The following is a 14,322-nucleotide window of genomic DNA, read 5'->3' as shown; positions in this document are numbered from 1 at the left end:
GAAGGTTCACTCGAACGGGGTCGCCGGGGCGGAACGAGGCCTCACGGGCCGGTCGTTCATCATTCGTACGCACAGCCACAGCCACACGCACAAGCGTCCGGGCATACACGTCCGCGCCCTGAGAGGGGGAGACAGCCGCAGTGACCAACATTCCCGAGACCGGGCGGACCCCACGGGTCCAGATCCGGCTCGTCGTGATCCAGATCCTCGTCCTCTCCCTCCTCGGCACCCTCGGCGGCCGGCTGTGGTACCTCCAGATCCGTGAGGGCGCGGAGTACGCCAAGGAGGCCTCCGGCAACCACGTCCAGCAGGTCGTCGAGCCCGCAGTGCGCGGCTCCATCCTGGACGCGCGGGGCGTCCCCCTCGCGGACAACGAGACACGGCTCGTCGTCTCCGCCTCCCGCACCGACCTGCTGAAGCAGAAGGACGACGGCAAGGCCGTCCTGGCCAAGCTCGCCGCCGTCCTCGGCATGACCGCCGAGGAGGTCGCGCAGAAGGTCCGGCTGTGCGACGCCAAGACCCCCCAGCCCTGCTGGAACGGCTCGCCCTACCAGCCGATCCCCATCACCGACGAGGCCACGCCCAAGCAGGCCCTGCAGATCCGCGAGCGCGCCGAGGACTTCCCCGGCATCACCGCCGAGCCCGAGGCGATGCGCCGCTACCCGAGCCCCGGCGCGGCCAACACCGCCCAGGTCCTCGGCTACCTCTCCCCGGTCACCGACGAGGAGATCACCAAGGCCCAGGACACCGACTCGCCCTTCCTGCGCTCCGACCAGGTCGGCCGGTCCGGCCTGGAGCGCCAGTACGACAAGGAACTGCGCGGCAAGGCCGGCGTCACCCGCTACGAGGTCGACAACCTCGGCCGGGTCATCGGCGAGGCCGAGGCCGACCCGGCACAGCCCGGCTCCAACCTCGTCACCAGCATCGACGCCCGCGTCCAGCGAGTCGCCGAGTACGAGCTGAACGAGGCGATGAAGGAAGCCCGCAAGCAGCACGACAGGAACACCAACGAGAACTACAAGGCCGACGCCGGCGCGGTCGTCGTGATGGAGTCCAGGACCGGCCGCGTGGTCGCCATGGCGTCCAACCCGAACTACGACCCGAACGCCTGGGTCGGCGGGATCTCCGCCAAGGACTACAAGAAGCTCACCGGGAAGTCCTCCAACTACCCGCTGCTCAACAGGGCCATACAGGGTCAGGCGGCACCCGGCTCCATCTTCAAGGTGGTCTCCACGGCCGCCGCGGTCCAGGCGGGCTACGACTTCGACGGGCGCTACAACTGCTCCAGCTCGTACTCGGTCGGCGGCCAGGTCTTCAAGAACTTCGAGTCCCAGAACCACGGCCCGATCAACCTGGGCCGCGCCCTGGAGGTCTCCTGCGACACCGTCTTCTACTCCCTCGCCCACCGCGAGTGGCAGAAGGACGGCGGCATCGACCCCAAGGGCAAGCCGAAGGACTACTTCTACAAGACCGCCCACCAGTTCGGCCTCGGCAAGGAGACCGGCATCGACCTCCCCAACGAGGTCACCGGCCGCGTCCCCGACCGCGAGTGGAAGCAGTCCTACTGGGACGCCAACAAGGTCGGCTGGTGCAAGACGGGCAAGAAGGACGGCAGCTACGTCGAGAAGATCGCGTACGAGAACTGCCTCGAGGGCAACAAGATGCGCGCCGGTGACGAGATCAACTACTCCATCGGCCAGGGCGACACCCTCGTGACCCCGATCCAGATGGCCACCATCTACGCGGCCATCGCCAACGGCGGCACGCTGTACGACCCGACGGTCGGCAAGGCCATCGTCAGCCCCGACGGCAAGACGGTCCAGGAGATCGCGCCGCAGGCGCACGGCAAGCTGCCCGTCACCAAGCAGACCCTGGCCCAGATGGACGACGCCCTCGCCGGCGTGGCCACCCGCGGTACGGCGGCCTGGCGCTTCGGCGGCTGGCCGCAGGACAAGATCGAGATGCACGCCAAGACCGGTACCGCCGAGGTCTACGGCAAGCAGACGACGTCCTGGTTCGCCACGTACACCAAGGACTACTCGATCGTGATGACGATCTCCCAGGGTGGTACGGGTTCCGGAGCCTCCGGTCCGGCCGTGCGGAACATATACGACGCTCTCTACGGCGTCTCGGACGACGGCGTGATCAACAAGAAGAACGCGCTGCTGCCCACCCCTCAGAAGGACCTGCCGAAGATCAAGACGGACGGCACGATCGCCTCCCCGAAGATCTCCAAGGACCCGGCGAAGGAGCAGCAGACCTACCAGAAGGCCACCGAGGAGGGCACGCCCGTCCCCGACGGGACACAACCGGCGGCGACCACCGCCTCGCCCGAGTCCACCAACCGTGACACGCGGCGGCGCGGGCGCCGGCGGGGAAGCCGGAGGAAGCGCACATGACCGGGGCGAACGGCTTCTCCGTCTCCGGGTACGGGCCCGACCGGGCCGGCTGGACGCGGCTCTTCGCCCGCGACTCGCTGGCCCGCCGGCTGGACTGGCCGATACTGCTGGCGGCCGTCGCGCTGTCACTGATCGGCGCCCTGCTGGTGTACTCGGCGACCCGCAACCGTACCGAGATCAACCAGGGCGACCCGTACTTCTTCCTGTTCCGGCACCTCGTGAACACCGGTATCGGGCTCGCCCTGATGATGGGCACGGTCTGGCTCGGCCACCGCACCCTGCGCAACGCCGTCCCGATCCTGTACGGCCTGTCGGTGCTGCTGATCCTGCTGGTGCTCACCCCGCTGGGCTCCACCGTCAACGGCGCGCACTCCTGGATCCAGCTCGGCGGCGGATTCTCGCTCCAGCCCTCGGAGTTCGTGAAGATCACGATCATCCTGGGCATGGCGATGCTGCTGGCGGCCCGGGTCGACGCGGGCGACAAGCTCTACCCCGATCAGCGCACGGTGCTCCAGTCCCTCGGTCTGGCCGCCGTACCGATGCTGATCGTCATGCTGATGCCGGACCTCGGGTCCGTCATGGTCATGGTGATCATCGTGCTGGGCGTGCTGCTGGCCTCCGGCGCCTCCAACCGGTGGGTCTTCGGGCTCCTCGGCGCGGGCGCGGCCGGTGCGATCGCCGTCTGGCAGCTGCACATCCTGGACGACTACCAGATCGCCCGCTTCGCCGCCTTCGCCAACCCCAGCCTCGACCCCGCGGGCGTCGGCTACAACACCAACCAGGCGCGCATCGCGATCGGTTCGGGCGGGCTCACCGGGTCCGGACTGTTCGAGGGCTCGCAGACGACCGGCCAGTTCGTCCCCGAACAGCAGACGGACTTCGTGTTCACGGTGGCCGGCGAGGAGCTGGGCTTCGTCGGCGGCGGCGTCATCATCGTGCTGATCGGCATCGTCCTGTGGCGGGCCTGCCGCATCGCCCGCGAGACGACCGAGCTGTACGGCACGATCGTCGCCGCCGGGATAGTCGCCTGGTTCGCCTTCCAGTCCTTCGAGAACATCGGCATGACCCTCGGCATCATGCCGGTCACCGGCCTGCCCCTGCCGTTCGTGTCCTACGGCGGCACATCGATGTTCGCGGTGTGGGTGGCGGTGGGGCTGTTGCAGTCGATCCGGGTGCAGCGGCCCATGTCGGCCTAGACCCAAGTGGTCCGAGCATCACGTCACTTGCCGTTCTCCTCGCGTTCGGCGGGAAGTCGAGCCCGGTCGGCCCTGCCGTCCCGGCTCGGCTGCCACTAGATTCGGTTCATGGCGGAGACGAAGCGCGAGATCGAGCGCAAGTACGAATCCGATGACAGCGGGCTGCCCGACCTCACGGGCGTCGCCGGGGTCGCGGCCGTCCTCGACAAGGGCGTCGCCGAACTGGACGCCACCTACTACGACACCGCCGACGCGCGGCTCTCCGCCGCCTCCGTCACCCTCCGGCGCCGCACCGGCGGCTCCGACGCGGGCTGGCACCTCAAGTTCCCGGTCGCCCCCGGAGTCCGCGACGAGCTACGGGCCCCGCTGTCCGACACGCTCCCGCGCGCCCTCGCCGGGCTGATCCGCTCCCACGTACGGGACGCCGAGGTGGCACCGGTGGTCCGGCTCCGCTCCGCCCGTGACGTACGCGATCTGGTCGACGCCGAGGGCCGGCTGCTCGCCGAGGTCAGCGTGGACGCGGTACGCGCCGACCGGCTGACCGGCGACGGAGGCTCCGCCCAGTGGACCGAGATCGAGGTGGAACTCGCCGACGGCGGCGACCCGGACTTCCTCGACAAGGTCGAGAAGCGGCTCCGCAAGGCGGGCGTACGGCCGTCCGGGTCGGCGTCGAAGCTGGCACGGGCACTCGCGGAGACCGAACCGAAGCCGAAGAAGAGGGCGAAGCCGAAGGCCCGGCAGGACGGGAAGCCGGCCGCCGAGGCGAGCGCCCCCGTCACCCCGGTGACCGCCGGGGACCACGTCCTGGCGTATCTGCGCGCCCAGCGGGACACGATCGTCGAGCTGGATCCGGCCGTCCGCCGGGACCTCCCCGACTCCGTGCACGGCATGCGCGTCGCCACCCGCCGGATGCGCAGCGCGTTCCGGTCCTACGCCAGGGTTCTCGACCGCACCGTCACCGACCCGATCGGCGAGGAGCTGAAGTGGCTCGCCGGCGAACTCGGCGTGGACCGGGACCAGGAGGTGCTCACCGACCGGCTGACGGCCGCCCTGGACGCCCTTCCGCGCCCGCTGGTCATCGGCCCCGTCCGCAACCGGCTGCGCACCTGGGCAGGGGCGCGCAGCGGCGGCTCACGCCGGCGCCTCATCGCCGTACTGGACGGCAAGCGGTATCTGGCGCTGCTCGACACGCTGGACCGGCTGGTCGGCGAACCGCCGCTGCTGACGGCCGCCGCGGGTGCTCCGGAGAAGGTGCTCGCCAAGGCCGTACGCAAGGACTTCGGGCAGGTCGCCGCGCTGGTCGAGGAGGCGCTCGCGCAGCCGTCGGGCGCCGACCGGGACCTGGCCCTGCACAATGCCCGCAAGAAGGCCAAGCGGACCCGCTACTCCGCCGAGACGGCCGCACCCGCGCTCGGCGGGCCCGCCGCCGACCTGGTCCGTCTGATGAAGTCCCTCCAGGGACTGCTCGGCGACCACCAGGACAGCGTGATGACCCGCGAGGCCCTGCGCGACCTCGCCGCCCAGGCGCACGCGGCGGGGGAGAGCGCCTTCACCTACGGCGTGCTGTACGCGAGGGAGGAGCGGCGGGCGGAGCTGGCGGAGGCGGCGCTGCCGGAGGCCTGGGAGACGATCGGCGCGGCGACGGCGGTCTGAGCCGCCGGGCACTTTCGGCGTTCGGGGACGACTCATGAGCGGGTTAGGCTAGATGGTCACCCCTGTCAGCTCACGAAGGTAACCCCGCGATGTCTGTCGAGTCGGTCTTCCCGCAGCTCGAAGCTCTGCTCCCGCACGTGCAGAAGCCGATCCAGTACGTCGGCGGTGAGCTCAACTCCACGGTCAAGCCCTGGGAGTCCTGCGACGTCCGCTGGGCGCTGATGTACCCGGACGCGTACGAGGTCGGGCTGCCCAACCAGGGCGTCATGATCCTGTACGAGGTCCTCAACGAGCAGGAGGGCGTCCTCGCCGAGCGCACGTACAGCGTGTGGCCGGACCTGGAGGCCCTGATGCGCGAGCAGCACGTCCCGCAGTTCACCGTGGACAGCCACCGCCCGGTGAAGGCCTTCGACGTGTTCGGCCTGTCCTTCTCCACCGAGCTGGGCTACACGAACATGCTGACCGCGCTGGACCTGGCGGGCATTCCGCTGGAGTCCGAAAACCGCGGGCTGGACGACCCGATCGTGCTGGCCGGCGGCCACGCGGCCTTCAACCCCGAGCCGATCGCCGACTTCATCGACGCGGCGGTCATCGGCGACGGCGAGCAGGCCGTGCTCGACATGACGAAGATCATCCGGGAGTGGAAGGCCGAGGGCCGGCCGGGCGGCCGCGAGGAGGTCCTCCTCCGCCTGGCGAAGACCGGCGGCGTGTACATCCCGCGCTTCTACGACGTCGAGTACCTGCCGGACGGCCGCATCGCCCGAGTCGTGCCGAACAGGTCGGGCGTCCCGTGGCGCGTGTCGAAGCACACGGTCATGGACCTCGACGAGTGGCCGTACCCCAAGCAGCCCCTCGTGCCGCTGGCCGAGACGGTGCACGAGCGGATGTCGGTGGAGATCTTCCGCGGCTGCACCCGCGGCTGCCGCTTCTGCCAGGCCGGCATGATCACCCGCCCGGTGCGCGAGCGCTCCATCACCGGCATCGGCGACATGGTGGAGAAGGGCCTCAAGGCGACCGGCTTCGAGGAGGTCGGCCTGCTGTCGCTGTCCTCCGCGGACCACAGCGAGATCGGCGAGGTCGCCAAGGGCCTCGCGGACCGCTACACGGAGGACAAGATCGGCCTCTCCCTGCCCTCGACCCGGGTCGACGCCTTCAACGTCGACCTGGCCAACGAGCTGACGCGCAACGGCCGCCGGTCCGGCCTCACCTTCGCCCCCGAGGGCGGCTCCGAGCGCCTGCGCAAGGTCATCAACAAGATGGTCTCGGAAGAGGACCTGATCAGGACCGTCGCCACCGCGTACGGCAACGGCTGGCGGCAGGTGAAGCTGTACTTCATGTGCGGTCTGCCGACGGAGACCGACGAGGACGTCCTCCAGATCGCCGACATGGCGACCCGCGTGATCCAGAAGGGCCGCGAGGTCTCCGGCGCCAACGACATCCGCTGCACGGTCTCCATCGGCGGCTTCGTGCCGAAGCCCCACACCCCGTTCCAGTGGGCGCCGCAGCTCTCCGCCGAGGAGACGGACGCCCGCCTGGAGAAGCTCCGCGACAAGATCCGCGGCGACAAGAAGTACGGCCGCTCGATCGGCTTCCGCTACCACGACGGCAAGCCCGGCATCGTGGAAGGCCTGCTGTCCAGGGGCGACCGCCGCATCGGCGCCGTCATCCGCGCGGTCTACGAGGACGGCGGCCGCTTCGACGGCTGGCGCGAACACTTCTCCTACGACCGCTGGATGAGCAGCGCCGACAAGGCGCTGGCCCCCTTCGGCGTGGACGTCGACTGGTACACCACCCGTGAGCGCGGCTATGAGGAGGTCCTGCCCTGGGACCACCTGGACTCCGGCCTCGACAAGGACTGGCTCTGGGAGGACTGGCAGGACTCCCTCGACGAGACAGAGGTCGAGGACTGCCGCTGGACGCCGTGCTTCGACTGCGGCGTGTGCCCGGCGATGGACACTTCCATCCAGATCGGCCCCACGGGCAAGAAGCTGCTGCCGCTGACCGTCGTGAAGTAGGGCGAGCGGAACCCGCGTGCGGGAGGGCCCGGTCGCACCGTTCGGTGCGGCCGGGCCCTCGTGCGTCAGCACAGCCTGGACGCGCTCGTCGTCGAGGACCACGCCGACGGCGGCTGCCGCGCCGACGAGTCCGCCCGCGACGCCCGTCTGCCGCGGGCCGAACTCGCCCGCGATCCGGGCAACCGCGCACCGTCTTCTACCCCGCCACCACCGAACGCGACCGCCGGGCACGCGCGCGAGGCGATCGACCTCTACGAGCGGCGTGCGGCGATGGGCGGCCGGGCGGAGGAGGCCGACTGCTCCCTGCCGGAGACCGGGTCCCTGCTCGCCGGACGGATCGAGAACCGGCCGGGCGCCGTGGACGCGTTCACGCGCGGGGGAGAGCCGCCCGCAACCCCTCGAAGCGGACCACGAGTTGTCCTCCGGGCTCCGCCTGAAGGACCGTCACCGCACCGCGTACGCCCTGCTCGCCGTTGTCGTCGGCCGCCCCGAGCCCGACGACCCGCCGTTCACCCGGTCCTGGGTCTACCGGTGGGGGCTGCTGTTCGCGTTCTCCCTCACGGGCGTCCGCTCCCGGCCGCCGCCCCCGAAGGCGGGGCGGGGCACGATGCCGGGCAGGCGGAAGTGAGAACCGCGGGTGTGGCGGGATCCGGACGGGCCGCTCCGGCGTCCTCTCAGGTATGGACCTCGACAAGCCGCCCGTCCGGCAGCCTCCGCAGCCGCAGCCCGAAGGATGTCTCGTCGTCGCGATCCGGCTGCCCGTGCGGATCGTCGCGCTCGTACTGGTCCTGCCGGCGCGGATGGCATGGGACGCGCTCGTCGTCGCCTGCCGCTTCCTGAACGACATCCTGCTGCGCCCGCTCGGCCGGGCCCTGCTGTGGCTGGGCAGGGTCCTCGTCGTCCTGCCCCTGGCGGCCGTGTGGCGGTACGTCGTCGTTCCCGTCGCCAAGGCCCTGGCCTGGCTCGGGAAGGTGCTGGTCGTCGCCCCGCTGGTCTGGTGCTACCGCTACCTCCTCACCCCCGTGGGCCACGCCCTGGCCTGGCTGTACGCGCATGTGCTGACGCCCGCCGTGATCGGCCTGGGCGCCGCCCTCGCCTGGCTGGCGCGGTACCTGGTCGTCGTACCCGCCCGTTGGCTGTACGACTGGTTCCTCGCCCCCGTCGGACGGGCGATCGCCTGGTGCGTGCTGGGCGTGGGGCGGCTGCTCGCCCTGCTGGTCACCGGGATCGGCCGGGTCCTGTACTGGATCACCCGTGTCCTCTTCGTGCTGCCCGCCCTCGCGCTGTGGCGCTGGGTCCTGGCGCCCGTCGGCCGGGTCCTCGCCCTCGTCGGACGGGAGGTGTGGGACGCGCTGCGGCACGCCTGGCGGATCGCGGGGCACATCTCGCTGGCCGTCGGACGATTCCTCGGGACCCTCTTGCGGTGGATCTTCGTGGAGCCGGTGCGCTGGGTGTACCGGAGCGTGCTGACACCGGTCGGGCACGTCGTCCGGGACGTCGTGCTGCGGCCCGCCGCCGCGGCCGCGCGCGCCGTGGGCCGTACCGTCCGGCAGTCCCTGTCCGCCGCCCGCGCATCCGTGCGGCAGGCCCGCGCCGACATGCGGCGCCTTCTGTTCGGCGGTCCCCGGCAGCCGCAGCTCGTGGCCCGGAGGGAACCTTCCGGGCGCGGGACACGTACTCTTGATAGCAGTACGACCCCTCTCACGAAGGACTGAACGACACTGGGCAAGCGACAGCCCGAAGGCCCGCCGCCCGCACCCGCGGTGCAGCGCATCCGACTGCGTTACACCAAGCGCGGCCGCCTCCGGTTCACCAGCCACCGTGACTTCCAGCGTGCCTTCGAGCGCGCGTTGCGCCGTGCCGAGGTGCCGATGGCGTACTCGGCGGGGTTCACACCGCACCCGAAGGTGTCGTACGCCAATGCCGCACCCACCGGCACGGGCAGCGAGGCGGAGTACCTGGAGATCGCGCTCACCGAGGCGCGGGACCCGCAGAAACTGCGTGAGCTGCTCGACGAGTCGTTGCCCACCGGGCTCGACATCGTCGACGCGGTGGAGGCCCGTACGTCGGGGCTCGCCGACCGGCTCACGGCCTCCGTGTGGGAGATGCGCCTGGCCGGCGTGGACCCCGCAGAGGCCGACCGCGCGGTGGCCGCGTTCAATGCGGCCGACACCGTCGAGGTCCAGCGACTGATGAAGAACGGCGTCCGCACCTTCGACGCCCGCTCCGCCGTCGTGCACCTTGAAACACAGAATCCACAGGCTGATAGGCCGACGGACCAGCCCTGTGCGATACTGCGGCTGGTTGTTCGGCACGTGACGCCTGCCGTTCGACCCGACGACGTCCTGTCCGGTCTTCGCGCCGTGGCCGACCTGGCGCCGCCGGTCCCCGCAGGGGTGACCAGGCTGGCGCAGGGGCTGTTCGATGAAGAGACCGGCGTGGTGACCGACCCGCTCGCGCCCGACCGCGAGGCAGCCGAGGCCCTTTCCACGGCCGATGTGACTGCCGCCGCGAAGACGCCGGCGTAGGGAAGGTTCCGCACAGGGACGCACGTCGTAGCGCCGCCCTCGCACTCGGGAGCCACCTGGGTCGGGCAGCGCACCGACCACAAGACTTTCGCCAGGCCGTGCACATTCGGTGTACGGAACCGGCGAGACAGGACACTAGAGAGCTCCCGTGCGGCGCCCGCGCCCCGGACGGCGGCACCGCGCACAGCGCGAGCCGCGGACGTCAACGGCGACCGATCCACCGTGATCGGCACCGGACCAGCGCGGCGCCCGGGAGCCTGACGGGAGATACGCCCGCATGCTCGAACCGACCGAATCCACAGAGTCCGTACCGGACTCCGCAACGAACAGCCCGAGCGACACCCTGCCGCCGCGTCGTCGGCGCCGTGCCGCTTCCCGACCGGCGGGTCCGCCGGTCGGTGCCGCCGAGACCCCGGCCGAGACCGTCGCGCCGGCCATACCGGCCGCCGAATCCGTCGCCGACCTGGCCGCGGAGGACATCGAGGACACCGAGAACATCGGGGAAGAGACGACGGTGGACACCGCCGTCGAGGCCGCCGCGGAGGCCGCACCCGCCGCGCGTCCGCGCCGTCGGGCCACCCGCCGGGCGTCCGCGCCCGCCGGTGCTCCGGCCGGTACGCCCGCCGCGGCCGAGGCCGCCGAGACCGTGGTGCCCGCGCCAGCCGCCGAGCCGGCCGCGGCCGTCGCCGCCGAGGAGCAGACCCCCGCCGAGGAGGCCGCTCCGCGCCGCACCCGCCGCCGGGCCACCCGCACCGTGACGGCACCCGCCGCCCCGGAGCAGACCGAGACCACGCAGACCGTCGCGGAGACCACGCAGACCGTGGCCCCCGCGGCAGCCGAGGCCGCCGTGACGGCAGAGCCCGCCGAGGCCCCGCCCGCCGAGGCCGCGCCCGCCGGGCGGACCCGCCGCAGGGCCACGCGCCGGGCGACCGCGCCCACCGGTGCGCCGCTGGCCGCCGAGACCACCGAGGTCACCGAGACCGTCGCCGAGGTCACCGAGGCGCCCGCCGTCGCCGAGCAGGCCGAGCCCGCCGAGACGCCCGCCGTCGAGGAGACCCCGCGGCGTACGCGCCGTCGGGCTGCCCGTGCCGCCGCCGCGCCCGCCGTGGCGCCGGAGGAGGCCGAGGCTCCCGTCGAGCCCGCCGTCGTGGAGGAGGAGGCGCCCGAGGCGCCCGCTCCGCAGGCCGAGGAGGAGGCCGGCACCCGCCGTGGGCGTCGGCGCGTCACCCGCAAGGCCGCCGTCGGCTTCGCCGCGCCCCCGCGCCCGGCCGGCGAGGAGGAGGACACCCCGCGTCGTCCCACCCGTCCCGCGGTCGCCGTGTTCCAGGCGCCCGTGTTCACCGAGCCGCGCTTCCAGACGCCGGAACGCGCCGCCGCCGAGGCCGCGGCCGCCGAGGTCGAGGTCGAGGAGCCCGTCGAGGAGCCCACGGCGCCGGTCGAGGTCACCGAGGAGCTTCCGGAGGAGCAGACCGGGTCACGGCGCCGCCGCAGGCGCCGCGGTGCCCACGCCGAGGAGCCTGCGGAGCCGACCAGGACCGTCGAGCCCGCCGCCGAGGACGAGGCGGAGCCGGAGGAGGCCGAGGAGGCCGCCGACGAGGCCGCCGAGGGTGACGACGACACCGACGAGGGCGCTTCGCGCCGCCGTCGCCGCCGGGGCGGCCGTCGCCGTCGTCGCGGTGACAGCGCGGACGGCGACTCCGGTGACGTCGACGCCGACGAGCTGGCCGCCGAGCAGGCCGCTCAGGACGCCGAGGACACCGCCGAGCAGGAGGACGAGGACGCCGAGGAGGGCCACGCCGACGACGAGGGAGGCTCCACCGCGGGCAGCCGTCGTCGCCGCCGCCGTCGCCGTCGCGCCGGGGACGGCGCGACCGACGCCGAGCCGGTCGACAGCGACCCGGAGCGCACCGTCGTCAAGGTCCGCGAGCCGCGCAAGGCCAGCGAGCCGTCCGACGAGGTCCAGTCCATCAAGGGATCGACCCGTCTGGAGGCGAAGAAGCAGCGCCGCCGGGAAGGCCGTGAGCAGGGCCGTCGTCGTGTCCCGATCATCACCGAGGCCGAGTTCCTGGCCCGCCGTGAGGCTGTCGAGCGCGTGATGGTCGTCCGCCAGCACGGCGACCGTACGCAGATCGGCGTCCTGGAGGACGGGGTGCTCGTCGAGCACTACGTCAACAAGGAGCAGTCGACCTCGTACGTCGGCAACGTCTACCTGGGCAAGGTCCAGAACGTGCTGCCGTCGATGGAGGCCGCCTTCATCGACATCGGCAAGGGCCGCAACGCCGTCCTGTACGCCGGTGAGGTCAACTTCGAGGCGCTCGGCATGGCCAACGGGCCGCGCCGCATCGAGTCCGCCCTGAAGTCGGGCCAGCCGGTCCTCGCGCAGGTCACCAAGGACCCGATCGGGCACAAGGGCGCCCGACTGACCAGCCAGGTCTCCCTGCCGGGCCGCTACCTCGTGTACGTCCCCGAGGGCTCGATGACCGGCATCAGCCGCAAGCTGCCCGACACCGAGCGGGCCCGGCTGAAGAGCATCCTCAAGAAGATCGTCCCCGAGGACGCGGGCGTCATCGTGCGCACCGCCGCCGAGGGAGCGAGCGAGGACGAGCTGCGCCGCGACGTCGAGCGGCTCCAGTCGCAGTGGGAGGACATCCAGAAGAAGGCCAAGAGCGGCAACGCGCCCACGCTGCTCTACGGCGAGCCGGACATGACCGTCCGGGTGGTCCGCGACATCTTCAACGAGGACTTCACCAAGGTCGTCGTCAGCGGTGACGAGGCCTGGTCGACCATCCACGGCTACGTCTCGCACGTCGCCCCGGACCTGGCCGACCGGCTGTCACGGTGGACCTCCGAGGTCGACGTCTTCGCCACCTACCGGATCGACGAGCAGCTCGCCAAGGCACTGGACCGCAAGGTCTGGCTGCCCAGCGGCGGTTCGCTGGTGATCGACCGGACCGAGGCGATGGTCGTCGTCGACGTCAACACCGGCAAGTTCACCGGCCAGGGCGGCAACCTCGAGGAGACGGTCACCAGGAACAACCTGGAGGCGGCCGAGGAGATCGTGCGTCAGCTCAGGCTGCGCGACCTCGGCGGCATCATCGTGATCGACTTCATCGACATGGTGCTGGAGCAGAACCGGGACCTGGTGCTGCGACGCCTGCTGGAGTGCCTGGGCCGGGACCGTACGAAGCACCAGGTCGCCGAGGTGACCTCGCTGGGTCTCGTGCAGATGACCCGCAAGCGTGTCGGCCAGGGCCTGCTGGAGTCGTTCTCCGAGACCTGCGTCCACTGCAACGGCCGCGGTGTCATCGTCCATCTCGACCAGCCGACGGCCCTCGGTGGCGGCGGCAAGCGCAAGAAGCGCGGCCGGGGCGGCGACGTCCAGGAGCACGACCATGAGCACGAGACGGTCGCCGCCGAGACCGTGGTGAGCGCGGGCGAGGAGGCCGAGACCGCGGCCGAGGTCGCCGCCGAGGTGGCCGAGCCGGTCGCCCTCGAGGTGCCCGAGTTCCAGCCCGACGAGGAGCTGTACAGCAGCGTCGCCGAGGCGGAGGCCGCGGCGGGCCGCGGTCGTGGCCGACGCCGGTCGAGCCGCCGGGCCTCGGCCCCCGCGGGTGCGCCGAGGAGCGGTGCGCCGAGGCGGGAGGCCGTGTCCGAGCCGGTCGCGGAGGTGCCCACGGCGCAGGACGTGTCCGCCGAGGCGGAGGTCGAACGGCCGGTGCAGCCGGCCGAGGCCGCCGTCGCGCACGCCGAGCCGGTCGCCGTGGAGGACCCGGTCGTCGAGGCCCCCGTCGCCGAGGAGGCCGCACCCCAGGGCCGTACGCGCCGCCGGGCCACCCGCAAGGTGTCCGCGCCGGCCGGTTCGCCCGCCGGAGCGGAGGCCGCCGTCGTGACGGTCGCCGAGTCCGCGCCCGCGCAGGCTCCGGCGGAGCAGCCCGAGCCGGTCGCCGAGCCGGTGGCCGAGAGCGCGGCCCCGGCCCGTCCGCGGCGCCGTGCCGTCCGCAAGGCCACCGCGCCCACCGCGGCCGAGGAGACGGCCGTCGTGGTCGTCCCGTCGGCCACGGCGGAGGCCCCGGCCCCGGCTGAGGCGGAGACCGCCGAGGCGGAGGTCGCCGAGGCGTCGGAGGAAGACGCCCCGGTCAAGAAGACGGCCGCCCGCAAGACGGCGAAGAAGGCCACGGCGAAGAAGGCAGCCACCAAGAAGACCGCGGCGAAGAAGACGGCCGCGAAGAAGACGGTGGCCAAGAAGACGACGGCCAAGAAGGCGGCGTCGAAGACGACGGCGGCGGCGCAGCAGAGCGTCTCTTCCGTCTCGGCCAACACGGAGGACTGACCTCCCGCGGGCTGTCCCGCCGGCCCTCGGGTCGGCGGGACAGTGCCGGCGTGTGACGCCCGGTCTCCATCGGGTGTCGCACGCCGCCGCTCGTGTCGTGCCGCGTCGCCCGGCGTTCACGCGAGAGTTACTCTGTCTCTTGCTTGTGATGGAGCGCACCTCAAGGCCAGGTTTCTCTGTGGTAACCCTAGGGAAAATTGC

8 protein-coding genes are annotated in these 14,322 nt (G+C 72.0%); all 8 read left to right on the top strand.

The window, feature by feature from the left end; all coding sequences use genetic code 11:
* Positions 1 to 140: 140 nt before the first annotated feature.
* The 8 genes from mrdA (at position 141) to ACFWJX_RS32280 (ending at position 14,121) form a co-directional block, all read left to right on the top strand.
* Entirely contained in the window at positions 141 to 2,399 is a 2,259-nt protein-coding gene (mrdA, locus tag ACFWJX_RS32315) for a penicillin-binding protein 2 (RefSeq protein WP_383249874.1), read from the top strand.
* Complete coding sequence (gene rodA / locus ACFWJX_RS32310; protein ID WP_383249873.1) at positions 2,396 to 3,595, top strand: rod shape-determining protein RodA; 1,200 nt, start codon at positions 2,396 to 2,398, stop codon at positions 3,593 to 3,595. Before mrdA ends, rodA begins: the two co-directional genes overlap by 4 nt.
* Positions 3,596 to 3,703: 108 nt before the next feature.
* Entirely contained in the window at positions 3,704 to 5,248 is a 1,545-nt protein-coding gene (locus tag ACFWJX_RS32305) for a CHAD domain-containing protein (protein WP_383249872.1), read from the top strand.
* A gap of 89 nt (positions 5,249 to 5,337) precedes the next feature.
* Positions 5,338 to 7,263 (top strand): TIGR03960 family B12-binding radical SAM protein, encoded by a 1,926-nt coding sequence (locus ACFWJX_RS32300; RefSeq protein ID WP_383249871.1) that lies wholly within the window; start codon positions 5,338 to 5,340, stop codon positions 7,261 to 7,263.
* A 415-nt stretch (positions 7,264 to 7,678) separates the two neighbouring features.
* Positions 7,679 to 7,891, top strand: coding sequence for a hypothetical protein (locus tag ACFWJX_RS32295; protein WP_383249870.1), 213 nt, complete (start codon positions 7,679 to 7,681; stop codon positions 7,889 to 7,891).
* Between the two features lie 52 nt (positions 7,892 to 7,943).
* On the top strand, positions 7,944 to 8,978 hold the full coding sequence (locus tag ACFWJX_RS32290; protein ID WP_383249869.1) for a hypothetical protein: 1,035 nt from the start codon (positions 7,944 to 7,946) through the stop codon (positions 8,976 to 8,978).
* A 48-nt stretch (positions 8,979 to 9,026) separates the two neighbouring features.
* Positions 9,027 to 9,791 (top strand): TIGR03936 family radical SAM-associated protein, encoded by a 765-nt coding sequence (locus ACFWJX_RS32285; RefSeq protein WP_383249868.1) that lies wholly within the window; start codon positions 9,027 to 9,029, stop codon positions 9,789 to 9,791.
* Positions 9,792 to 10,068: 277 nt separating this feature from the next.
* Entirely contained in the window at positions 10,069 to 14,121 is a 4,053-nt protein-coding gene (locus ACFWJX_RS32280; RefSeq protein ID WP_383249867.1) for an Rne/Rng family ribonuclease, read from the top strand.
* Positions 14,122 to 14,322 lie beyond the last annotated feature (201 nt).

Source organism: Streptomyces sp. NPDC058335, assembly GCF_042723915.1.
Classification (GTDB): Bacteria; Actinomycetota; Actinomycetes; order Streptomycetales; family Streptomycetaceae; genus Streptomyces.
This window is presented reverse-complemented; position numbering and strand designations above follow the sequence as displayed.